23 protein-coding genes are annotated in these 23293 nt (G+C 59.9%); 13 read left to right on the forward strand and 10 right to left on the reverse strand.

Annotated features, from left to right (window positions below):
- The first annotated feature begins 17 nt into the window (after positions 1-17).
- Both IPI58_07690 and rapZ read left to right on the forward strand, forming a co-directional pair.
- Positions 18-725, forward strand: a complete 708-nt coding sequence (locus tag IPI58_07690) for a response regulator (protein QQR68713.1) — start codon at positions 18-20, stop codon at positions 723-725.
- Positions 726-801: 76 nt separating this feature from the next.
- Complete coding sequence (gene rapZ / locus IPI58_07695; protein ID QQR68714.1) at positions 802-1695, forward strand: RNase adapter RapZ; 894 nt, start codon at positions 802-804, stop codon at positions 1693-1695.
- Between the two features lie 142 nt (positions 1696-1837).
- On the opposite strand, the gene ruvB is transcribed toward rapZ, so the two are convergent.
- From ruvB to smpB, 4 genes are all read right to left on the reverse strand, one after another.
- Complete coding sequence (gene ruvB / locus IPI58_07700) at positions 1838-2941, reverse strand: Holliday junction branch migration DNA helicase RuvB (GenBank protein ID QQR68715.1); 1104 nt, start codon at positions 2939-2941, stop codon at positions 1838-1840.
- On the reverse strand, positions 2938-3564 hold the full coding sequence (gene ruvA / locus IPI58_07705) for a Holliday junction branch migration protein RuvA (GenBank protein QQR68716.1): 627 nt from the start codon (positions 3562-3564) through the stop codon (positions 2938-2940). Before ruvA ends, ruvB begins: the two co-directional genes overlap by 4 nt.
- Positions 3561-4061, reverse strand: a complete 501-nt coding sequence (ruvC, locus tag IPI58_07710) for a crossover junction endodeoxyribonuclease RuvC (protein QQR68717.1) — start codon at positions 4059-4061, stop codon at positions 3561-3563. The genes ruvA and ruvC overlap by 4 nt, the downstream gene beginning before the upstream one ends.
- 87 nt (positions 4062-4148) lie before the next feature.
- Positions 4149-4640 (reverse strand): SsrA-binding protein SmpB, encoded by a 492-nt coding sequence (gene smpB, locus IPI58_07715; GenBank protein ID QQR68718.1) that lies wholly within the window; start codon positions 4638-4640, stop codon positions 4149-4151.
- Between the two features lie 148 nt (positions 4641-4788).
- Between smpB and IPI58_07720 the strand changes: the two genes are divergently transcribed.
- Together IPI58_07720 and IPI58_07725 are read left to right on the forward strand one after the other, a co-directional pair.
- On the forward strand, positions 4789-6789 hold the full coding sequence (locus IPI58_07720; protein QQR68719.1) for a lytic transglycosylase domain-containing protein: 2001 nt from the start codon (positions 4789-4791) through the stop codon (positions 6787-6789).
- A gap of 44 nt (positions 6790-6833) precedes the next feature.
- Positions 6834-7157 (forward strand): hypothetical protein, encoded by a 324-nt coding sequence (locus tag IPI58_07725; GenBank protein QQR68720.1) that lies wholly within the window; start codon positions 6834-6836, stop codon positions 7155-7157.
- Positions 7158-7237: 80 nt separating this feature from the next.
- Here the strand turns inward: IPI58_07725 and IPI58_07730 are convergent, their stop codons facing one another.
- From IPI58_07730 to IPI58_07745, 4 genes are all read right to left on the reverse strand, one after another.
- Positions 7238-7705: a hypothetical protein gene (locus IPI58_07730; protein QQR68721.1), complete on the reverse strand. Its 468-nt coding sequence runs from the start codon at positions 7703-7705 to the stop codon at positions 7238-7240.
- Between the two features lie 184 nt (positions 7706-7889).
- Positions 7890-8189 (reverse strand): transposase, encoded by a 300-nt coding sequence (locus IPI58_07735; GenBank protein QQR68722.1) that lies wholly within the window; start codon positions 8187-8189, stop codon positions 7890-7892.
- Between the two features lie 35 nt (positions 8190-8224).
- Entirely contained in the window at positions 8225-8740 is a 516-nt protein-coding gene (locus IPI58_07740; GenBank protein QQR68723.1) for a hypothetical protein, read from the reverse strand.
- A 76-nt stretch (positions 8741-8816) separates the two neighbouring features.
- Positions 8817-9068: a hypothetical protein gene (locus IPI58_07745; GenBank protein ID QQR68724.1), complete on the reverse strand. Its 252-nt coding sequence runs from the start codon at positions 9066-9068 to the stop codon at positions 8817-8819.
- A 185-nt stretch (positions 9069-9253) separates the two neighbouring features.
- Between IPI58_07745 and ispG the strand changes: the two genes are divergently transcribed.
- From ispG to IPI58_07765, 4 genes are all read left to right on the forward strand, one after another.
- Positions 9254-10420 (forward strand): flavodoxin-dependent (E)-4-hydroxy-3-methylbut-2-enyl-diphosphate synthase, encoded by a 1167-nt coding sequence (gene ispG / locus IPI58_07750; GenBank protein QQR68725.1) that lies wholly within the window; start codon positions 9254-9256, stop codon positions 10418-10420.
- Between the two features lie 154 nt (positions 10421-10574).
- On the forward strand, positions 10575-11354 hold the full coding sequence (locus IPI58_07755) for a hypothetical protein (GenBank protein ID QQR68726.1): 780 nt from the start codon (positions 10575-10577) through the stop codon (positions 11352-11354).
- Positions 11355-11926: 572 nt separating this feature from the next.
- Positions 11927-14554 (forward strand): ribonuclease E/G, encoded by a 2628-nt coding sequence (locus tag IPI58_07760; protein ID QQR68727.1) that lies wholly within the window; start codon positions 11927-11929, stop codon positions 14552-14554.
- Positions 14555-14568: 14 nt separating this feature from the next.
- Positions 14569-17058 (forward strand): penicillin-binding protein 1A, encoded by a 2490-nt coding sequence (locus IPI58_07765; protein ID QQR68728.1) that lies wholly within the window; start codon positions 14569-14571, stop codon positions 17056-17058.
- Here IPI58_07765 and lipB read toward each other — a convergent pair.
- On the reverse strand, positions 17055-17750 hold the full coding sequence (gene lipB / locus IPI58_07770) for a lipoyl(octanoyl) transferase LipB (GenBank protein QQR70083.1): 696 nt from the start codon (positions 17748-17750) through the stop codon (positions 17055-17057). The genes IPI58_07765 and lipB overlap by 4 nt on opposite strands.
- A gap of 153 nt (positions 17751-17903) precedes the next feature.
- Positions 17904-19025 carry a hypothetical protein gene (locus tag IPI58_07775; protein ID QQR68729.1) on the reverse strand — a complete coding sequence of 374 codons (1122 nt, stop codon included), beginning with the start codon at positions 19023-19025 and terminating at the stop codon, positions 17904-17906.
- 332 nt (positions 19026-19357) lie between these two features.
- Here IPI58_07775 and IPI58_07780 point away from each other — a divergent pair, with 332 nt between their 5' ends.
- From IPI58_07780 to rpsG, 5 genes are all read left to right on the forward strand, one after another.
- Positions 19358-20776 (forward strand): mannose-1-phosphate guanylyltransferase/mannose-6-phosphate isomerase, encoded by a 1419-nt coding sequence (locus tag IPI58_07780; GenBank protein ID QQR68730.1) that lies wholly within the window; start codon positions 19358-19360, stop codon positions 20774-20776.
- Between the two features lie 5 nt (positions 20777-20781).
- Positions 20782-21141: a DUF167 domain-containing protein gene (locus IPI58_07785; GenBank protein QQR68731.1), complete on the forward strand. Its 360-nt coding sequence runs from the start codon at positions 20782-20784 to the stop codon at positions 21139-21141.
- Positions 21142-21289: 148 nt separating this feature from the next.
- Positions 21290-21883 carry a DUF1013 domain-containing protein gene (locus tag IPI58_07790; GenBank protein ID QQR70084.1) on the forward strand — a complete coding sequence of 198 codons (594 nt, stop codon included), beginning with the start codon at positions 21290-21292 and terminating at the stop codon, positions 21881-21883.
- A 526-nt stretch (positions 21884-22409) separates the two neighbouring features.
- Positions 22410-22781, forward strand: a complete 372-nt coding sequence (locus IPI58_07795) for a 30S ribosomal protein S12 (protein QQR68732.1) — start codon at positions 22410-22412, stop codon at positions 22779-22781.
- Between the two features lie 19 nt (positions 22782-22800).
- Complete coding sequence (gene rpsG / locus IPI58_07800; GenBank protein ID QQR68733.1) at positions 22801-23280, forward strand: 30S ribosomal protein S7; 480 nt, start codon at positions 22801-22803, stop codon at positions 23278-23280.
- The last annotated feature ends 13 nt before the right edge of the window (positions 23281-23293 follow it).

A 23293-nucleotide genomic window follows, 5' to 3' on the forward strand; every position in this document is an offset into this window, starting at 1 on the left:
TAGCATAAAGGTCTTAAATGAACGAGAGCCTGGCCTTTCATGTGTTGGTGGTGGATGACGACGCGCGTTTGCGCGCGTTGATCGGGCGTTATTTGGAGGAACAGGGCTTTCTGGTCACCGCCGCCCAAGACGCCGCCGCCGCGCGCGCCGCCATGGAGCGCATGGCTTTTGACGCGATGGTGCTGGATGTCACGATGCCCGGCCCGGACGGCGTGGAACTGACCGCCGCCTTGCGCGCGGAGGGCCAGATGATTCCTATCATTTTGCTGACCGCGCGGGGCGAGCCGGACGACCGCATCCGAGGCCTCGAGGCGGGGGCGGATGATTACCTGTCCAAACCCTTCGAACCGCGCGAATTGGTGCTGCGATTATCGGCCATCTTGCGCCGCCTTGGGCCGAGCGTCTCTGCCGAGGCCGTCCCTGTCGCCACCTTTGGTGGTTGGCATTTTGACGTGCGGCGCGAAAGCTTAACCCGAGGGGATCAGACGGTGCGCCTGACGGCGGGAGAAGCCGGTCTATTGCGCGCGTTGATGGACAGCCTGGGGGTTCCGGTCAGCCGCGACCAATTGGCCGAACGCAGCGGCCAATTGGTCAATGTCCGCACAATCGATGTCCAAGTCACGCGCCTACGCCGCAAGATCGAAGCCGATCCGCGCCAGCCTCGCACCCTGCTAACCATGCGCGGTGAAGGCTATGTGCTGCTGCCGGACGACACAGCGATGTGAGGGGACTTTTCACCCCCCCAACAATCTGCCATGATGCGCACATTCATACCCTGCTTCATAAAAAGGGACGATACGCATGACCTCTCCGGAACAGGATAAGGAATCTTACCGCAAAGTTGTGATTCTGACAGGCATGTCCGGCGCGGGAATTACCACCGGCATGCGTGCTTTGGAGGATTTGGGATTTGAGGCCGTCAGCGGATTGCGGCTGGATTTGATCGAACCCCTGATCGAAAACGGTGCCGCCGATGGCAAGCCTTTGGCCATCAGTCTTGAGGCCCGAGTGCCGGGATTTTCCGCAGACCGCGTCGTCGATCTGATGAAGCGGTTGCGGGAGCGGAGAGATATTGGCCTTCATGCGGTTTTTCTGGACTGCCAAGATCCCGTATTGATGCGGCGCTATACTGAATCGCGTCGCCGCCATCCTATGACCGCCGATGGTGTCCCCGTGGCTGAAGGGATCGTCCGTGAGCGCGATCTGCTTGAACCTGTGCGTGAGGCCGTCTCGCGTACCATCAACACCTCAACGATGAGCTGCCATGACCTGCGCGGTAGCTTGCATGGCATTTATGGCCATCCCGGAGTACCGGGCCTGCATGTGCATGTGATGTCATTCTCTTACCGCCAGGGCCTGCCAGGCAGCGCCGATATCGTGCGCGATGTACGTTCGTTGCGCAATCCGTTTTGGGACCCGGAATTGAAGAAACTGACGGGACAGGATTCGCGCGTGGCCGACTATGTCAAGGAAGATGCTCTGTATCCGCCTCTTTTTGGGAACATGACATCGATACTAACCCTGGAATTGGAACGCTTTGACCGCGATGGGCGCGGCGACTTAACCGTCGCATTCGGCTGCACCGGCGGTCAGCATCGCTCGGTTTTCCTGGCCGAAGAACTAGCCAGATGGCTGCGTCAGAACACACAATATCCCGTCAGCCTACGCCACCGCGAATTGGATAGAGCCAATTAGTCATTGTCTAAGAACATCATCCCCCTACGACCCATCCAGAATTGCAGTTATTTATCGCTTCTTCGTCTCTGGGAGCATCGGAGCGGAAGAAGGCATAAAAAGAGCGATACGCTCTTCTCTATGACAGTGTGGGCGGCCATCTTTATACGCTTGCGAACAAGGCACTTGGCGAGTCGTCCTCGCTTTCCGCGTCCAGGCCTGGCAGGGCCAGGGCTAAGCCTGTGGGCGGGGTGCGGCCCAGATAACGCCAGCCGGGGGCTGTCAGCATGCGTCCGCGCGGCGTGCGCTGAATGAATCCCTGCTGCAGCAGATAAGGCTCGATCACGTCTTCGATCACGTCGCGTTGCTCGGCCATCGCGGCGGCCAACGTGTCCGCGCCGACGGGACCGCCGCCATAGGTCTCGGCCATCAGTCCCAGATACCTCCGGTCCAGGGCATCCAGGCCCAATTCGTCCACCTCCAGGCGGCGTAGGGCCGAGTCGGCTTGGGGGGCGTCGATGGGGCGGGGGCCTTCCAGGCTGGCAAAATCACGCACGCGGCGCAGCAAGCGCATGGCGATGCGCGGCGTCCCGCGCGAGCGACGGGCGATCTCCAACGCGCCGGCCTCGGTCATCTCGATGCCCAATAAGACCGCGCCGCGCGTGACGATCTCGCGCAGTTCCTCCGGCTCGTAAAAATTCATGCGCAGGGGAATGCCAAAGCGTTCGCGCAAGGGGCGGCTGACCAATCCCGCGCGGGTGGTTGCGCCCACCAAGGTGAAGGGCGGCAGGTCCAGACGCACGGTGCGTGCCGCCGGTCCTGTGCCGATAATCACGTCCAGGCGGAAATCCTCCATCGCCGGATACAAGATTTCCTCGACCGCCGGGTTCAGGCGGTGGATCTCGTCGATGAACAAAACATCGCGCGGATCCAGATTGGTCAGCAAGGCCGCCAAATCTCCGGCGCGGGTGATCAGCGGGCCGGAGGTCGCGCGTAGATTGGCCCCCATCTCCGCCGCTACGATATGCGCCAAAGTGGTCTTGCCCAGGCCGGGCGGACCGGCCAGCAACACATGGTCCAAAGCCTGGCCGCGACCGCATGCGGCGGTCATGAAGACGCGCAAATTCTCGCACAAGGATCTTTGGCCGATAAACCCGCCCAGGCGATCGGGCCGCAAGGCGGGCGAGACGGGGCCGGTTTCCTCGCCCGTTTGGGCCGTGGCGGTCACCAGGCGGCTGGGAGAGGCGGGTTTTTTAGGGCCGCTCATGCCGCCAACCTCTTGAGGCTGGCGCGCAGCACGTCATCCAACGCCGCGCCTTCGCCAAGGCTGACATAGATGGCACTGGCCGCCGCGAAAGCCTCGGGCCGCCTATATCCCAGCCCCACCAGGGCCGAGACGGCATCCGCCAAGACGCCTTGGGCGGCGGATGGCTCGGTACCGGCCAGCCCCACACGGGCGGCAGTCGATATGGGCGCGACCGAGACCAGGCCCGGCAGTCTTTCCCTCAATTCCGTCACCAATCGCGCGGCCAATTTGGGGCCGACGCCTTCGGCCATGCTCAGCGCGGCCTTGTCCTCGGTTGCCACCGCCGTCGCCAATCGCGCCGGGGGATGGGCGCTCAGCAACGCCAAGGCCACCCGCGCCCCCACGCCTTGCACGGTTTGCAACAGACGAAACACCTCGCGCTCGGTGGAGTCGGCAAAGCCATAAAGGCTGATGGCGTCCTCGCGCACTTGGGTTTCGATCAACAGGCTGACATCCGCGCCCGCGCCGCCCAGCTCGGCCACCACCCGCGCCGGGCATGCGACCACATACCCTACCCCGCCCACATCGATCAGGGCCGTGCCGCCTTGGGCCGAATCCAAACGTCCGGTGAGTTTGCCGATCATCCCCATTCCTTGCTGCGACGGTGGTGTGCGTGGCAGATGGCCACGGCCAGGGCGTCGCTGGCGTCCTTGGAGTCGATATTGGGCAGGCCCGGCAACAACAGGGTCACCATGGACTGAACCTGCGTCTTGTCGGCTTGGCCGTTGCCGGTCACGGTCTTTTTGACCACGGTAGCTGCATATTCCGATATCGTAATGCCAAGCCGGGCCGGAACCAACATGATCGCGCCGCGTGCCATGCCCAGTTTTAGGGCCGAGGACGGATTGCAATTGACAAAAATCTCTTCAACCGCCGCCTCGTCGGGGCGTAGGTCGCGAAGCACTTGGGTAAGCTCGTCATGCAGATGCTGCAAACGTTCAGCCATCGGTGCTTCGACACCGCCGCTGATGACTCCGCAATCGACGGGGCGCAACTGGTTGCCGGCCAGCTCCACCAGGCCCCATCCGGTATGGCGCAGGCCAGGGTCCAACCCAATGATGCGAATGACGGCGCGCTTCATGTCTAAAGACTCCACGGAATAGGGTATGTCCCCAGTGTGCGGGAGGCTTGCCCCGGAAGCAAGAGGAATGCGCCCCTTTTCAGGCGTTTAACCTTTATCCCGCATCAATCTGTTCTTTTCGCGTGACCATTCACGATCGCGGACGGAGGCGCGTTTGTCGGCTTTGTTCTTGCCTTTGGCCAAAGCCAGGATGACCTTGGCCAGGCCGCGCTTGTTGAACTGTATGGACAGGGGCACCAGGGTCATGCCATCGCGCCGCACCGCGCCCAGCAGCTTGTCCCTCTCGCGCCGATGCACCAATAAAGCGCGGGGACGGCGGGGTTCATGTTGTAGATGCGCTCCGGCCTGGCCGTATTCGGGGATATAGGCGTTGAACAGATACAAAGCGCCCTTCATCTCGCCCGCGAAGGCATCGGCCAAACTGGCGCGGCCTTGGCGCAGGGTTTTGACTTCGGTGCCGGTCAGGACGATGCCCGTCTCCAACTTTTCCTCGATGACATAGTCGAAAGTCGCGCGGCGATTTTGGGCCGCTTGCTTCTGCGCCTTGAAGCGCGTCGTTTTCTTGGGGTCAGCGGCCATGACGCGATCTTTCACTCCCGGCTTTTCCTAAGAAATGGCCAGGATGATTGACGTTGAGGACCACACAGGTCACAACAGAAAAGGCATTCTCTGCCATCGGGGCTTTCCCTGTTCGTAAAACGTATCGCCCAGCGGAGCGCATGACACCATGATCCTGGTCAGAAAGAACGTGATCCTACGAGCATTAGGCTTTTCGCATCATTTCGGCAAGGCGTTGCTGGCGGTTTTGTCTTTGCCTCTGTCTTTGTTCGTGACTGCACCAGCCATGGCGCAAAGCCTCTCGGCCCAGGATACGGCCATATATCGTGAGGCTTTCGCGTCTTTCGATGCCGGACGGCCCGGCGATGCCTTGGCTCAGGCCGCGCGCGCCAGCGATCCGACCTTGGCCCAGGTTCTGGTTGGTTTCGATATGGCCCGTCCGGAAACCCAGGCTTCCTTTGCCACGATGCAGGATTTCCTGGACCGGCATTCCGATTGGCCCTGGGCCGACGACATCCGGCGCGAGGCCGATCGCCGTTTGCCTTCGGGATTGCCGCCGCAACAGGTGGTGTCTTGGTTCGCATCGGCGCCCGCACAAAGCATGACGGGCCTGAACCGCCATGTCGACGCGTTGCGTCAGTTGGGTCAAGACCAGGCGGCGCGTGATCTGGTGCGCTTGCGCTGGGTGGATACCAATTACGGCCCCGAGGAAGAACGAGAGCTGCGTCAGCGTTACGGCGCGTGGCTGCGTCCATCCGATCATGCCGCGCGTTTGGATCGCCTGTTATGGGATGGACGCTCGGATGCGGCGCGTCGCTTGTTTCCCCTCGTATCATCGGGGTTGCGCGCCGTTGCCGAGGCGCGTCTGGCTTTGTCTTCGGAAAGTTCGCGGGCGATCAAGACTCTGGCCAAGGTTCCTGCCTCTTTAAGCAACCAACCCGGCTTGGTGTATGAGCGGGTGCGCTGGGCGCGCCGTAAGGGGCAGACACGTCAGGCCATTTCGTGGCTGGCACGGCAACCCTCTCATACCGATCACGAAAGCGAGTGGTGGACCGAAAGACATATTCTGATCCGCCGCCTTCTGGAGCAAGGCTCACGAAGCGAGGCCTATCGCTTGGCCGCTGCGCATGGCCTGACCGGCGGCGAAGATATGGTTGAGGCGGAGTTCCTGGCCGGATGGTTGGCTCTTCGCAGTCTGAACCAACCCAAAGTGGCATGGCGGCATTTCGATCGTCTGCAACGCGCGGCGGGTAGCACCTCGGCCCAGGCCCGGGCGGGATATTGGTTGGGGCGCACCGCCGAGGCCATGGGCAACGCCGATTTGGCGATGGCTTGGTATGGCAAGGCGGCGGCTTGGCGGGTGCTGTTTTACGGACAATTGGCGGGGATGAAGCTATCGGCCAATCCTGTCCTTGTCGCCGGGCAAGACCCCATCACCCAAGATGACGTCAACGCCTTCCAGGGCCGCTTTATGGTACGCGCCGTGCGGCAGCTGCAGCAGATACGCCACCAGCCTGACCGCGCCCGCACTCTGCTGCGCGCGGTGGGGATGAGCAGTCGTGACCGGGCCGCCTATGTCCAGGCGGTCGCCTTGGCGCACGAAATGGGTGTGCCTGAATTGGCCGTGCGCATCGCGCGCGATGGCGGACAAAAAGGCATGATGATGCCGGTCGAGGGCTATCCTACCTTGCGTATTCCTTTGCCATCTCGCCCCGAAGCGCCTTTGATCCACGCGATCATCCGTCAGGAAAGCGGCTTTCAGACCGATGCCAAAAGCCACGCCGGTGCGCGCGGTTTGATGCAATTGATGCCGGCCACGGCGCGTCAAACGGCCAGTCGCAACGGGTTGGATAACGACGTATCCGACCCCTCCGACAATATCCGTCTGGGCAGCGCCCATTTGGCGGAGCTGATCGATTCCTATGGTTCCTATCCGCTGTCCATCGCCGCCTATAACGCCGGTGGAGGGAATGTTGGTTCCATGCTGCGCCAATTTGGCGATCCACGCGGACGCGGCCTTGAGGCCATGGTGGATTGGATCGAGTCGATCCCTATTGGCGAGACCCGCAATTACGTCCATCGGGTGATGGAATCCTTGCAAGTGTATCGCGCGCGTTTGGGCGGAGGTCGTTCGACGTTGGGCTTAGAGCGTGATTTGACAGGAAAGTAAGGTAAGCATTGAAACTCGGATTAATTGCGCGTTAAACTCGTTCCATGATCAATGCGACCCTTCTTATCATTATTCTTGCGGCGATAGCCACCGGTGCCGTGGCTGGCGTGGCGCTGATGATGCATCTGCAACGTCGAGCCATGGCGCATGTTTTGTCAGATATGGCGCAGGCCGTAAAAAACCAGGGAGAATCTTTGCACAAAGTGGCGCAAGGCCTGGAAGCCATGCATGGCAATCATGGCCATTTGCAAGAACAGGTCAAGACCCTCTCACAGATCGTGCTGAAGCAAAAAAAGGAATTAGACACCTTGCGCCATGTGGTGTTGGACGAAGAAGTCTCACGCCCACACATGGCTTTGTTGAATTAAAATACCCAGGCTGAACCGCCAAAGACAGCCCGTTGTTTATAGACGCTCATAATGCCAGGGATGGCTGGCGTGGATCATTATTATCGCTTCACAAGCTCAATCCTAATAGGCCTTCCGGACGTTCCTTCTCGAGTTATCGAAAAAATAAACTCTGTTCCTTCTGCACTTCCTAAAATGGGTTCAGCCAGAGTAGACAGCAAACGATGATCAATGATCCGTCCCCCTCTAACGAGGAAAAGATGGCCTGTTTCAGTCATGTTGGTCTCAGCTTCCATCTCTTTCACGAGCGCAGGAGTAAGTGCCTTATCCGTAAATTGAGACAAGGAGGCATAAGGCGGACTCATGAGCAAGAAGGAGTGAGATGACGTCTTGAAAGAAACTTCCCCTTTTTGTCCGGTAAGATGGGTGGCTTCAACCTGGCGATCTATATCCCTTTGGGCCAGAGCCATATCTTCGATAGGCCAATGGGTCTTTCCTTTTATGTATCCTATGCCTACCGCCGCGAATAAAACAACGGCAGCCCAGATTTTAAACGCTTTATTCTTCATGTCCCGTTCTTTCATTCAGAGTATGGGAGAAGCCATGCTGCGATAGACGACGCACAGGCGTTCTTGGCAGTTCCGGCATCGACTGCCTACCATGCGAGATACAATCGCAACACTTAGCCTGTTAACTAAATACCCAGTACCGAGTCATCAGCGCTGATGACTTTTAGAGGATTTTCGTATATAGTCAAGCCACATAATTTCCATAACATTTGACGATGTGATCGAGAGGTGTGAGAGGCTGAGCATATTGTCGGCGTTTTTTGATATTGGCGAAGTCACGCTCGACGGGATTGAAGTCTGGACTGTAGGGCGGCAGGAAAAGGATGTGATGGCCATATTCGGTGGCGATGGCGGCTAGGTCTTTCTTTTTGTGGAAGGCCGCATTGTCCCAGATGATGGTTGAGTTGAGGTTCAACTCTTTGCAGAGCATATCGCGCGTCCAGTGATTGACAAGCTGGGCGTCGGCTGTTCCTTCAAACAGCATCGGCGCAAGAAAATATTTGCCGCGATGCGCCGCGATCAAACTTGTACGCGGACGGCGATGGCCCGAGTGATCGCCATAAACCTTCTGTCCTTGCCTGGTCCAGCCATAACGACGACAGGTTTCGGGAGCGAAGCCGGATTCATCGACATAGACGATGTTCTGCGAGCCCCGCATGGCGATGATCTCGCGCAAGGTGCGAAGATAGGCAATCCGCTTTTCCGGATCGCGCTCCTTGTATTCCAGTGTCTTTTTTTATGCGTGATCTTCATGGCTTTTAGAGCCATCCACACCGAATTGCCGTACACGCCAAAATGCGCCGCCCGTTCGCGTATGAGCGCATCGGGAAAGTCCCTCACATGCGCGCGCAAGGCCTCTTTATCCAGTTTTCTTCGTCGCGGCACACCTTTCTGCCGGGGCGCAAGATCGGACCGCGCCAGCCAGTCTCGAACACACCACAGGCTGATGTCGAAACGACGTGCCGCTTCACGCTGGCCGCCGCCGCCTCGTACATACGCCACCACCTTCTTCCGAAAATCAACGCTGTAGGTCATGTCTCAGACATACACCAATCCCTCATAAAATGTTATGGAAATTATCTGGTATGACTATAGTTGGCAATCGCGAGTCTTATAGCCCGCCAACGCGCGGCAAAGCCGACTCGCCGTAGCGGGGGGCGGCGCTTTCGGCCACTAAGCGTCTATCGTGACGAAACGAAACGATATCGCGCATCAGGCGACGTCGCATCATCGCCAGATACATGGGGCGTCCTTCTGGCCCCAGCGCCGCGCCGATATAGGGGTTATCCCTCCATAACTTGTATTCGGACAGGTCATGCAAGATGCATTCACGTTCAGCGCGCAGATCAAGAGAAGTTAACATGACACTGCCTCCTTTGTTTGTTCGCCAGTGTCGGGCGCGAACCCGGCCATCGTAACTATCGCAATCCAAAATGGTTAAGAAATCATGAGCAGCCATTGCGCAACAGTAAGAGATCGGGTAATGAAGAAATCGGTCATGGATCGTCCCTACAACGGGGGCGGGGGGTATTATTAGGAGTTTGACTGATGGTCAGCACGGATCTGCACGCAAAATACAACGCCTACCGTCATTGGCCCCGGCGCAAGACGCGGCCCGTTCGGGTGGGTTCGGTGATCGTGGGCGGAGATGCGCCGATCAGCGTTCAGACCATGACCAACACTCTAACCTCGGACGCCGAGGCCACCATCGCCCAAATCCGCGAGGCCGAAGAGGCGGGCGCGGATATCGTGCGCGTGTCGTGCCCGGATGAGGATTCGACGGCGGCCATGCCCAAGATCGTCAAGGCGTCGAAGGTGCCGATCATCGCCGACATTCATTTCCATTATAAGCGCGGCATCGAAGCCGCCGAGGCGGGCGCGGCCTGTCTGCGCATCAATCCGGGCAATATCGGCGACGTGTCGCGCGTGCGCGAAGTCATCAAGGCTGCCAAGGACCATGGCTGTTCCATGCGCATCGGCGTCAATGCCGGTTCGTTGGAACATGATCTGCTGGAAAAATACGGCGAGCCATGCCCCGAAGCCATGGTCGAGTCGGCCATGAAGCATATCCATATTCTAGAAGACAACGACTTCTTCGAATTCAAGATCAGCGTCAAGGCATCGGATGTGATGCTGGCCGTGGCCTCGTATCGCGCTTTGTCCGAGGCATGCGACTATCCCTTGCATATCGGCATCACCGAGGCCGGCCCCTTACGCGCGGGCACCGTCAAATCGGCGCTGGGGCTGGGGTCTTTGATGTGGCAGGGCATCGGCGATACGCTGCGCGTCTCGCTCTCCGCCCCCGTCTCGGAAGAGATCAAGGTTGGCTATGAGATCCTCAAATCCCTGGGTCTGCGCCGTCGCGGCGTGACCGTGGTGGCTTGCCCGTCTTGCGCGCGCCAGGCTTTTGACGTGATCAAGACCGTCACGGCCCTGGAAGAGCGCCTGTCCCATATCACGACACCGATGACTGTTTCGGTTCTGGGATGCATTGTGAACGGCCCGGGCGAGGCGCGGGAATCCGATATTGGCTTCACCGGCGGCGGTCGTGGCGTGCATCAGGTCTATATCGCGGGCGTGCCCGATCATCGGTTGGAAAACGGCGACATTGTCGAGCATCTGGCCGGCCTGGTCGAACGCAAAGCCGCCGAGATCGAAGCCCGCATGGCCATCGAGGCCGCCGCTGCCCCGGAAGAAGCGCGTAACGCCGCCTAGAGCCGCCTAGAACATTGCAAACAGATGGATCCCTTGGGATGCACGATTGCTCAAGCTGCGCTTGATCTGTTTGCAGACCTGTACGAACGGATTTTCGTACGGTAGATTAGGGGCTTGGAATTACCTCTATCCCTGCAGAGATCAGATGTGTGCGATGAAACCGCCTCCCCCCCCCCGCTGGGCATCGGCATCTGAACATGGTCCTGAATCAGGCATAGCCATCGGGCCGATCCTGTACATCGTGGCGATTCTGGCAGTCCTGGCCTCTGCCATCGCGGCGGGGTCGGGCGTGTTTAGTGGTGATAATTCGGCCATCAGCGCCAAGGCCCAGGCGGCAGCCATTCTCGAACAGGCCAATGAAGTGAAATTCGCCGTGGATAGGGTATTGGCAAAGGGCTGCGCGGACACGCAAATCAGCTTTGAGAACCCTATCGTCAGCGGCTATGTGAACCCCGATGCGCCGGCTGATAAGTCATGCCACGTTTTTGATGTCAATGGCGGTGGGATTGTATGGAAGAAACCCAGTGCCGATATTTACAGCGCAGTTATGACAGGGTTTACAAATGGATTATGGGTCTATCATGGGCATCTTTGCGTTGGTGGAGTTGGCTCAGCCACCAGAAACTATTCTGGGGGCGGTACGACCTGCAGGGGTGATGCAAGCCCTACCTCTCTGGTCATGGCTACGCATAGCATAAAGCCCAGTGTGTGTGACGCGCTGAATACGATGCTTGGTGTAGAGCTATTAAGCTCTGGGCATAATGACTCGAGCGGGGTTGGTATAGCCGGGAGCCAGTATTTCAAAGGGGCATACACAAAAGATGTCACCGGTGGCTATAACTCCCAAGCGACCATCGGTAAGATGATGGGATGTGCGCAAACGACTTCGAATGGTGGCTATACCTATTTCTATGCGGTTCTTATTCCGCGCTGAATTCTGCCGAACCGTCTTTTGGCTCGATGGATATCCCCCCTTCACAGGCGTCACCTGCCGGGTCCATCTTCGATTCTTGCCGATGACACTTTGATTTTAGAATGGGCTTCAACTTGCCCGCTAAAATTTTCCCTTGGCTTCCCCTACGCTCATCCTCTAAGATGATCGCCGGAGCGCGGGATGTTGCGCCGTCATGATGTGGGGGGTTGAGAAGGGCTGAAAGGCCACTCCCTCCGGCTTCTTCTGGCAGCCCGATCGTCCGCGCCCCCTGGTCCCTCAAGTGATGTGCGCGCCCCTTGTTCTTCAATGCCGGTCGCAGCGCGTGCTTACCAAAGGTCCGACCAGGCCCGTCAAGACGCTTTTTAAGGAATATCATGTGGTTCGGGTCGCACTTACTTCGCCCCAATCGCTGATCGAAAACACGGTTCCCGCGCGCTTGCAAGTGGCGCGCGTGGATTTTCGTGCCTTTTTTCCGTCATCTCCCTCACCCCATCTTGGCGCGTCGAGCACGCGTTCCGCCCCGGCAGGCGGGACAGGCGTACGGCGCACGCGCCCCATAAGGAACACCTATCATGACAAAACGCATGTTGATCGACGCCGCGCATCCCGAACAGACGCGCGTCGCCATCGTATCGGGCAATCGGCTTGAGGATCTCGATGTAGAGACCGCCAGCAGACGGCCCAACAAGGGCAATATCTTTCTGGCCAAAGTGATGCATGTCGAGCCGTCGCTGCAGGCCGTCTTCGTGGAATATGGCGGCACCCGCCATGGCTTTTTGGCCTTCGCGGAAATCCATCCCGACTATTACCGCATTCCCATCGCCGACCGCGATACGCAAGGTTTCGCCGAGAGCGAGTCGTTTGGCCATAGTGCCGCGCCTCACCTGTCCGCGCCTATGCCCGCCCCGATCGAGCCGACCGCCGCGCCCTTGCCGGGTGAGCGGGTGGTTCATGACCTGCCTGTGGCTGGGTTGCCGCCGGTGATCGAGACGACCTCGGCACCGTTATGCGGACATACCGGAAACTTCGTGCCGACCCAGGCGCAAAGCGAGATGCTGGCCGATCTTCTGCCCGTCGCTCCCGCGCCGTCTGAGCTGGAAGAGCAAATGAACGGCATGGCCACCTCACCCATCGAGACCGTGGGCGGCGGCGAAGAAGAGGAAGCCGAAGAGGTGCGCCGCGAGGCGCAAAGACGCCCGCGCCCGCGCGATTATAAGGTGCAAGAGGTGATCAAGCGCGGCCAGATCATGCTGGTCCAGGTGGTCAAGGAAGAGCGCGGCAATAAGGGCGCGGCCATGACCACCTATCTATCTCTGGCCGGGCGCTATTGCGTGTTGATGCCCAACACCGACGAAGGCGGCGGCATCTCGCGCAAGGTGATGCATCCCAACGAACGCCGCGCGATGAAGGAAGCGATGGAATCGCTGGGCGTGCCCGAAGGCATGTCGGTGATCCTGCGCACGGCGGGGGTCGGTCATCCCATCCCCGAGGTTCGGCGCGACTTCGAATATCTCGTGCGCTTGTGGGACAACATCCGCCAAGAGACGTTGCGTGCCATCGCGCCCGCGATGATCTATGAGGAAGCCAATCTCATCAAACGCGCCATCCGCGACATGTATACCCAAGACATTGATGAAGTCCTGGTCGAGGGCAAGGCCGGGCACGAGCTGGCCGAAGGCTTTATGACTTTGTTGACGCCCGGTGCCGTCCAGCGCGTGCGTTTGTATAACGAGCCGGAAATGCCACTGTTCTACCGCTTTCAGGTGGAAAGCCAGATCGAGGCTTTGCATGACCCGGTGGTGGCTTTGCGCTCGGGTGGTTATCTTGTCATCAATCCGACCGAGGCCTTGGTGGCTATCGACGTCAATTCGGGACGCGCCACGCGCGAACGCCATATCGAAGAGACGGCGTTCAAGACCAATTTGGAGGCGGCTGAGGAGGTCGCGCGTCAGTTGCGCTTGCGTGATTTGGCCGGATTGATCGTCATCGACTTCATCGATATGGAGGACGGGCGCAACAACGCCGCCGTCGAACGTCGTTTGAAGGAATCCATGCGCGGCGACCGCGCAAGGCTGCAAATCGGCCGCATCTCGCCCTTTGGTTTGCTGGAACTGTCGCGTCAGCGTTTGCGCCCCTCTCTGCTTGAAGCCCATTACGAGAAATGCCCGCATTGCGCGGCCTTGGGTTATGTGCGGTTGGTGGATTCGGCGGCCTTGTCGATCCTGCGCGCGGTCGAGGAAGAGGCCACGCGCCACCGCGCCGCCGAGATCGTCGTGCATGCGCCCGTGCCGGTCGTGATGTATCTGCTGAACCAGAAACGCTCGGCCGTTATCAGCGTCGAGGATCGTTATGGTTTGTCGGTGACGATGATCGGCGAGGCAGGTATGCCGCCTTCGCAATTCACCCTGGAGAAGCTGAAGACACGCAGCTCGGGCGAAGGCCGCGCGGCGGCGGTTTCGGCCGTGACCCAGGAAAGACTGCTTGCGGAAATGGAAGACTTCACCGCCGCCGCCGAAAGCGTGGAAGGCGAGGCGGCAACGTCCGAGCTTGCCGCCCCCGTTGGGAATGGCGAACGGCGCGGCTATGGGCCGGGATCGGCGCGCGGTGGTCGTGGCGGCGGTCGTTCAAGTGGCGGCAGTCGTGGCGGTCGTGCCCCTATGCGCGGTGGCGCGCCGGGCGAACGTCCCCCGCGCCCCGAAAGCTCGGGCGACTTGTTGCCCGTGGCCGAGGATCTTCGTGGACCGGATTCTCCTGTGGCGATTGAAGGCGCACAGCGTCCCAGCACTCAGACCGATGAAGGCGACGAGAATGGCGATCCGCAGCGTCGCCGTCGCCGTGGCCGCCGGGGCGGTCGTCGTCGTCGCAATGGTGGCGAAGGCGGGTATGAGGGATCATCGCCCAATGCCGAGGGCGTGCCGGGCGAAGCCCAGGCCGCAGGCGGCGAGTCTCAGTCTCAAGGCGTTTCTCGCGCAGCTCCCGCTTTGGCTCCTGCGCCGATGCCTGTCGCCGCGCGTCCGGCGCGTGTGCCGCCGCCGACGGTCCGTGCGCCGATGGCTCCACCGCCGGCCGCGCCCATCAGCGTTTTTGATTTGGACACCACGCCCAGGCTCGATACGCCAGGATCGCCGGCGTCCGAATCTGCGGATTCACCCTCCGGTCCGCCGAAAACGGGTTGGTGGCGTCGTCTGACGGGTGTTTAGGGGACGAGACGACCATGAAATTCCTGGCCGGATTGTTCTCGCTGGCCGTCTTGGCCTTGGTGATCGGTTTGGGGGCCGGTTTGTGGCTGCTGAATGATTTCAGCCGCGATTTGCCCGACCACTCTTTGTTGGCCGATTATCGTCCTCCGGTCCTGTCGCGCGTCTATTCGGGCGACGGTCGGCCTGTGGCCGTCTTTGCCGCCGAACAGCGGCAATTCGTGCCCATCAGCGCGATTCCGCGTCCGGTGATCGCGGCTTTCTTGTCCGCCGAGGACAAGGATTTTTATCATCATCAGGGCATTGATCCCTCGGGCATCGCGCGGGCGGTGTTGATCAATCTGCAAAATCTGGGCGGCGCGCGCCGTCCGGTGGGCGCGTCCACCATCACCCAGCAGGTGGCCAAGAATTTCTTGTTGGGCAACGAAGTCTCGATGAAACGCAAATTGCGCGAGATGCTGCTGGCGATGCGCATCGAACAGGCTCTTAACAAGGATCGCATTCTCGAGCTGTATCTGAACCAGATATTCTTGGGGCAGCGTTCCTATGGCGTGGCCACGGCGGCGCTGAATTACTTTAACAAGTCGCTCGACAACCTGACGATTGCCGAGGCGGCCTATCTGGCCAGCCTGCCTAAGGCTCCCAACAACTATAACATTCAGACCAACCACGATGCCGCTCTGGCGCGGCGCAATTGGGTGATTGGCCGCATGTTGGAAGACGGCGCCATCACAGCCGCCGATGCCGCCACCGCGCGGGCCGAGCCTTTGGTGCAGCGTCAACGCGCGCCCGAGGAAACCGTCTCGGCGGACTACTTCACGGAAGAGGTCCGCCGCATCCTGGTGGATCAGTTCGGTAGTAAGGCGGTGCTGGAAGGTGGCCTAACGGTTCGCACCAGTCTGTCGCCCGATCTGCAAAATGCGGCAGCGAAAGCCTTGCGCAAGACGCTGCTGGATTACGACCGCCAGCATAGCGGTTGGCGCGGCGCGGTCGGACGTTTGACCAGTTTCTCCAATTGGACGCAGCAATTATCGCGTCTGACGATGCCGCCCGGCGGCGAGATATGGCGTCTGGCCGCTGTGTTAGCGGTTGATGCCAATGGCGCGGCGATCGGCTTTGCCGATGGCTCGCGCGGCGGCATTCCCTGGTCCGAGCTGACCTGGGCGCGGCCGCGCCGCTCCGATGGCAGCTATGGTGCCGCGCCGCGTCATCCCCGCGAGGTGTTAAGCGAGGGCGAAGTGGTGATGGTCGAGGCGTTGCCGTCGCCCGAGCCAAACGCCAAGGCTCCGGCTCCCGTGGCCGGTTTGCCGCTTTATACCTTGCGCCAAGTGCCACTGGTGCAAGGCGCGTTGGTCGCCATCGATCCGCATACGGGGCGCATCCTGGCCATCGAAGGCGGGTTCAGCGCGCGCATCAGCAGCTTTAACCGCGCCACCCAAGCCTGGCGTCAGCCCGGTTCGGCCTTTAAGCCTTTCGTGTATTTGGCCGCGTTGGACAGCGGCTTCTCGCCTGCCAGCCTGGTTATGGACGCGCCGGTCAGTTTCGAGCAAGGTCCAGGCATGCCGTTATGGCAGCCGGAGAATTACGGCGATAAATATTATGGACCGACCACTTTGCGCGTCGGTCTTGAAAAGTCGCGCAACATCATCACGGTGCGCTTGGCGCATCATCTGGGCATGAACAAGATCGTCTCCTATGCCAAGGCCTTTGGTATCGCGGACGACATGCCCGAATTGCTGTCTTTTGCCCTGGGCGCGAAGGAAACCACGCCGCTGCGCCTGACCACGGCCTATGCGATGCTGGTCAATGGCGGACGCCGCGTGCAGCCCAGTTTTATCGACCAAGTGCAAGATCGTGACGGCCGCACGGTGTGGCGGCAGGATTCGCGCCCATGCCCCGATTGTAAGGCGGCCACCTATCTATCGGGCGCGATGCCTCCGGCTCTGCCCGATGCGCGCGCGGCGGTGGCCGATCCGCGCACCGTGTATCAGATCGTCTCGATGCTTGAAGGGGTCGCTTCGCGCGGGACGGCGGCGGGGGCCTTGGCCTCTTTCGGGCGACCGATCGCCGGCAAGACGGGCACCACCAATGACAGCAAAGACGCCTGGTTTATCGGATTCACCCCTGATTTGGTGACGGGCGTCTTCATCGGCTATGACGAGCCCAAAAGCCTGGGCGGACATGAAACGGGGGCCAGTCTGGCCGTTCCGGTCTTTCGTGACTTCATGGCCGCCGCCACGGCAGGCACCCAGCCCGTGCCGTTTCGTGTGCCTCCGGGCGTGCGCTTGGTGCGTGTGAATTCGGCGACGGGGCGTCCCTCCAAACCGGGGGAAAAAGGCACCATCTGGGAAGCCTTTTTACCCGGAACCGAGCCGGACCCCACTATCACCCCCGCCATCTTGGAAGAGGGCATCACCCCCGGCCAACCTATCGGTGGCGGCTTGGGCGGCGGTCAGCCCAATGCGGCCAGCCCCGACATGCCCTCGGGCACGGGCGGGCTGTATTAGGCGCTTCCCTCTCGGGATGCGCCAAACGCCGTAGCCCAAGCTTGTCCCAGCGCCGCATCGGCCTGGTCCATGGTGCAGGGAAGTCCCAGATCGGCCAGCGATGTCACGCCGTATTCGTCAAGGCCGCAGGGGACGATGCCGCGAAAATCGTCTAGGTTTGGGGATATGTTCAGCGATATGCCGTGCAAGGTGACGCCGTGGCGGATGCGTACGCCCAAGGCGGCGATCTTAAGCTCGCTGCGAGGGGTCTGGACCCAGATTCCGATGCGGTCTTCCCGGCGTTCGCCCTGCACTCCAAGCAATCCTAAAGCGGTAATCAGCCAGGTTTCCAGGCGTCTCACATAATCGCGCGGGTCGATGCCGCGCGCGCGTAAATCCAGCATCACATAGGCCACGCGCTGGCCGGGGCCGTGATAGGTCCATTTCCCGCCGCGTCCGGTGGTATGGATGGGCAGGCGGTCGGGTTGGCGCAGGTCTTCACGTTTCGCGCCGGTTCCTGCGGTGTATAGGGCCGGATGTTCAAGCAGCCAAACCATCTCGGGGCCTGTTTGCGCACGGATCGCGGCCACAACCGAATCCATGGCCTCAAGCGCGGCATCATACGAAACAGGCTGGGCGCTGCGACACCATAGGGTGTTTTCTTCGCCCGGCGGCGAGGCTATGGTGGTTATCTGCAGGCGCGTTGGCGTCATGTTGATCGTGTCAGTCATTTCCTCATCTTTGGGAGAGAATCTGCCATGGCCGTGCTTTCCAGCCAAGTGAATCAAACCAGCCCGATGAATTGTTTGCCTTTACCCCCGAGCGTGCCGCCGAACGCCGCCGGACCACAGGCGGCGCGTCCCGCGTCATGTCTTGGTCGCCCATTGCCATATGGTTCCTTGATGAAGTGATTGATAAATGCGGTCTCGATAGATGTTGCATTCGTCGCTTGTCAGCGTTCGGTTAAGCGAGCGTAAGACGACTCTCAGCAAGATATTCTTTTGTCCTTCCGTCATTCCCAGCCGCGCGCGCACCTGTTCCGAAAGATCGTCGTAACCCGTTGCGGAAAGCGTCTGGACGAGCTCCACGATATCGGCGTCATCGCCCAAAGCCTCTCGAACAATGTCTCCGATATCGTCATCGGTTGTGTCGTGGTCGAGGACGACCGATAAATCCCGCGTCACCGGCGGCATGGTCGAGACGGGAAGATAGGCATTCAAATCATTCATCTGGCCCAGAACGCGCGGATCTGTGGATCTTAATAAACGAATATCCGGAATGTTTTTCCGGATCATCAGAATCCGATCAAGCCCCAACCCCATCGCTAGGCCGGTCAGCGGCGTATCCGGTATATTCCTTTGAATGATCTGAGGATGAGCCAGGCCGCATTCTCCAACCTCGATCCATTCGCCATGCCATAGGGCGTCGATCTGTACGCCCTGTTGCGTATAAGGATGTGGGCTTTCGCTTGTGCGCCATGTTACGCCCGGCAATACCGCCTTCATCCATATCTCGATCATTTGGTGGAGGTCATGCACGCTCAATGCGGCGTTCTTTTTCAATCGCCAAAGATCAAGATGGTGCGGCTCGGCCGAATGTATCCGGTCCACGCAATCCCGCCGATAGGTCAGTCCGGGAAGAGCGATCAAGATATCGCCTGGAACGTTGCAGGCGATAGACTGCATGGCGTTGGGCACCATGGCCGATGCCTGAGTTCTCAGCAACGCGCCGTCGCAGACATAGCGTGTGTATCGCGCGCCCCGCGCAGCTCCGTCCGTTGGATAATTCAGGCGATCATAGTTGTCCGAGACGGTCACAATCGGGCTTTCCCGCCATTCCATGACGTCGCAGTCCCAGGCTTCTTTCAAAGACTGCAGAATCTGCGCCATCACCATTTGCATGGCATGATGGCCGTCCGCCGGATGGGTAAGGTCGCGCAAAGCGATAGCGTGCCTGAGCTGCTCAAGGCTGATTTTTCGTGTTTGCATGAGAGATGCTCCAAGATCAGAAAGGGCCAAGAAGCATGCCGTTCACCTGGAATCGGCATGCAAGCTGACGGGGTTTTTGCCCCTTGAGCCAATCTGGAATCTATGAAGAGCGGTTATGTATGCGTCAGACGGCCCCCTCCCAAGAACCAGCATGGCTCAAGGGGATGCTAAATCGCTGTTGGTGCGTCATAAGCCTGTACATGCCCGGATCGTAGCATATTTTTGCCTTTGCGCAAAAAAGCAGGTTTCTTTGATGCAATAGGCCGCATTGCGCCGAGCCACCGAAACACGTTATGAGATAGGGAACGATTCCTGTCTTTGGCGAGGCGAGCATGCGGATTCAACCGGTTATTCTTTCGGGGGGCGCGGGCACAAGGTTGTGGCCGGTGTCGCGTTCGGGGTATCCGAAACAGCTGCAGGCTTTGTGCAGCGACAAGACCCTGTTGCAAGAAACCGCGCGGCGTTTGCCTCCGGGCGACGTGATCGCTCAGCCCATGGTGATTTGTAACGCGGATCAGCGTTTTATCGTGGCCGAGCAATTGCGCGAAGTGGGGATTGAGCAGCCGCGCATTGTGTTGGAGCCAGCGGGGCGCAGCACGGCGCCGGCCATCGCCGTGGCGGCGTTGCTGTCCGAGCCGCAGGACGAGACGGTCTTGGTGATCCTGCCCGCCGATCAATACATTCCCGACGAGCCCGCCTTTCGCGAGGCGGTGACCAAGGCGGCGGGTCTGGCGGCGCAAGGGCGTTTGATGACTTTTGGGGTCCATCCGTCCTCGCCCCATACCGGTTATGGCTATATCCGCGCGGGCGAGGCGTGCGAGGGGGATGTCGGGGCCTTGCTGTTGGCCGAGTTCAAGGAAAAACCGAATCTGGAAACGGCCAAGGGCTATGTGGCCAGCGGCCAGTATTTCTGGAATTCGGGCATGTTCGTGTTCCGCGCCGACCGGTATTTGGCGGAATTACAGCGTTTGCAACCCGATATGCTGACCGCGTGCCGCGAGGCGGTTGCGCGTGGACGCCAAGACCTGGATTTCTTGCGCTTGGACGGCGATTCCTTTGGCCGATGCTCGGACCTGTCGGTGGATTACGCGGTGATGGAGCATGTGCAAGACGCGGGTGTGTTGCCGGTCTCTTTCGCCTGGAACGATGTCGGCGGCTGGCCCGCTTTGTGGGAGCTGGGCGAAAAGGACGAGCGAGGCAACGTGCTGCAAGGCGACGTGATCGCCAGCAACATCTCGAATTGCTATATCCGGGGCGACCATCGTTTGATCGCGGCGATCGGCCTGGAAGACATTCTGGTGGTGGAAACACCCGATGCCTTGCTGGTGGCCGATATCCATCAGGCGGAAAAGGTGAAAGAGATCGTGGCGCACCTTAAACGCGAGGGGCGCACGGAAGAGCATAGCCACGAACGCATCTGGCGTCCCTGGGGCTATTACCAGACCCTGGATATGGCCGAGCGTTTCCAGGTCAAGCTGATCATGGTCAAACCCGAAGGCAAGCTGAGCCTGCAAATGCACCATCACCGCGCCGAGCATTGGGTGATCGTCAGCGGCACGGCCAAGGTGACGCGCGGCGAGGAAGTCGCCCTGCTGGGTCCGAACGAATCCACCTATATCTCGATGGGCACCGCGCATCGCCTGGAAAATCCCGGCAAAGTGCCCTTATTCGTGATCGAGGTGCAATCGGGCGAATATCTGGGCGAGGACGATATCGTGCGCTTTGAGGATATCTATCGCCGGGCGGGTTGACGTTTTTGACAGCAGAACCTGATGCCTTCGATCCTCATCCGGATGGCTTGATTCTGCGGGTTCATGCCAAGCCGGGCCGTCGTAGCCGAGGCGGTGGCGGGGCAGGGCGGTTGGGGCTGGAAGCCGCCGCCGATGGCCGCTTGGCGTTGACGCTTCCCTTGGCCGCGCCTGCACAAGAAGGCCGGGCAAATGCCGAATTGATGGCGCGTCTGGCCGCGTTGTTCGGCGTTCCTCAATCAAGACTTAGCCTGTTGCAGGGCGCTCAAGGGCGCTGGAAGCGTGTCTTGATTCCTGGCGATCCCGATGCGCTTAAGGCCCGGTTGGCCGATGGAATCTCATCTAAGTCATGTGGATACAAGGGGTAAGGCGCTTGTTTGGTCGCTCCCGATTATTTCCGGGCGGGGCTGCATCCGTCCTTGGAATTTGTCCCGCGCGCCGATAAGATCAACGCAACGACAAGCCTTTATCGGGAGAGAGAACCCTATGCCAGCCGCCGCCTCCGCCATACCCTTGATGCCTAAGGCGACCGCCGTTTGGTTGGTCGAGAACACCGCCTTGACATTCGAACAGATCGCCGTGTTTTGCGCGCTGCATCCGTTGGAGGTTCAGGCCATCGCCGATGGCGAGGTGGCGACCGGCATGATCGGCGTCAACCCCATCAGCAACGGCCAGCTGACGCCCGAAGAGATCAAACGCTGCGAAGACGACTCGAAGGCGCGCTTGAAGATCAGCAAGGCCGATGTTCCTTTGCCCCAGTCGCGCAGTAAGGGGCCGCGTTATACGCCCATTACCAAGCGCAACGACAAGCCCGACGGCATTGCGTGGCTGCTGAAGCATCATGGCGAGCTTTCGGATGCGCAGATCGCGCGCCTGCTGGGCACGACCAAGGAAATGATCGACAAGGTGCGCGGTCGTACCCATTGGAACGCCGCCAATATCCATGCGCAGAACCCGGTGTTATCGGGCCTGTGCAAGCAGTCGGATTTGGACGCGGCCATCACCAAGGCCTTGGCTGCCCAGGCGCGCCTGGCGGCCTCGGTGCCGCCGGTCGCCAATGAGGACAATCCGCCTGCGGATGTGCCCATGGACGAGGATGAGGATTCGTAATCCGTGCCCAGATCGGACGCGCTGATTTGGTTGAGTTTTTGTTCGGCACGCCATTCTGCCGGAAGATGCGATGGGTATTCGCCCACAGTTTTTCAGGGCGGCTGACAAAGAAAGCTTAAGAAACTCTTGACGGATGGAGCGGGGTTTCCTAATATCTGGTCGCTTTCGAGGGTGGTGGTAGGCTGTGATCCGAAAGGTCGCAACCGCCTAGACGCAGCCTCGAAGGCCGCATGAGACGCCTTATTTCCTGGGTTTTTAGGAAAATGTCTGGTGCGGCCTTTGGTCACCGAAGCCGACATCTGGGCCTTGCGGCGATATCGCCGCCTGCCCGTTTTGCGTCGGATAGGTTTCGCCTGCGTCATCCACAAAGTCAGCCGTTGCAGGCTGCTCTTGAAGGTCAGGCTTCGTCCGGTGTCGCCTGTTCGCCGATCGTCTTCCGCAATGGGGAGAAACGAGACGCGGAATTCAGGCGAGGCCGGTTTGTGATGTTGGGTCAAAAGTCAAGACAGTAAGGGATCGGATCACAATGCCCACGATTAACCAGCTTGTCCGTCATGGCCGTGAGCCAGAGCGGACCCGCACCAAAGTCCCCGCTTTGCGTCAATGTCCGCAGCGGCGCGGCGTGTGTACCCGTGTGTACACCACGACGCCAAAGAAGCCGAACTCGGCCTTGCGTAAGGTTGCCCGCGTGCGCTTGACCAGCGGCTACGAGGTGATCTGCTACATTCCCGGCGAAGGTCACAATTTGCAGGAGCACTCTGTGGTCCTGATCCGTGGCGGCCGCGTGAAGGATTTGCCCGGCGTGCGTTATCACATCGTGCGTGGTTCGCTCGATACCCAAGGCGTCAAGGATCGCAAGCAACAGCGTTCCAAGTACGGCGCCAAGCGGCCGAAGTAATTAGGGGAGAGAACGGATCATGTCACGTCGTCGTGCAGCAGAAAAACGCGAAATTCTTCCCGATGCCCGCTATGGCAGCGTCACCGTAGCCAAGCTGATGAGCTGTCTGATGCTCCACGGCAAGAAATCGGCTGCGGAAACCATCGTCTATGGCGCTTTGGAGCATATGCAAACGGTCGTGCGCGGGGCGCGCGGCAATGCCGTGGCCATGCTGGAAGAAGCCTTGACGAATGTCCGCCCGCATCTGGAAGTGCGTTCGCGCCGCGTGGGCGGTGCCACCTATCAGGTTCCGGTGGAAGTACGCCCGACGCGCGCTTTGGCCTTGTCCTTGCGCTGGATCATCGGTTCGGCGCGCAAGAGGTCCGAGCACACGATGGATAAGCGTTTGGCGGGCGAGCTGCTGGATGCCTTGAACAATCGCGGCACCGCCGTGAAGAAGCGCGAAGATACACACCGTATGGCGGAAGCGAACAAGGCTTTCTCGCATTACCGCTGGTAATTGGGGAAGTAGG

Source organism: Alphaproteobacteria bacterium, from assembly GCA_016699305.1.
GTDB lineage: Bacteria > Pseudomonadota > Alphaproteobacteria.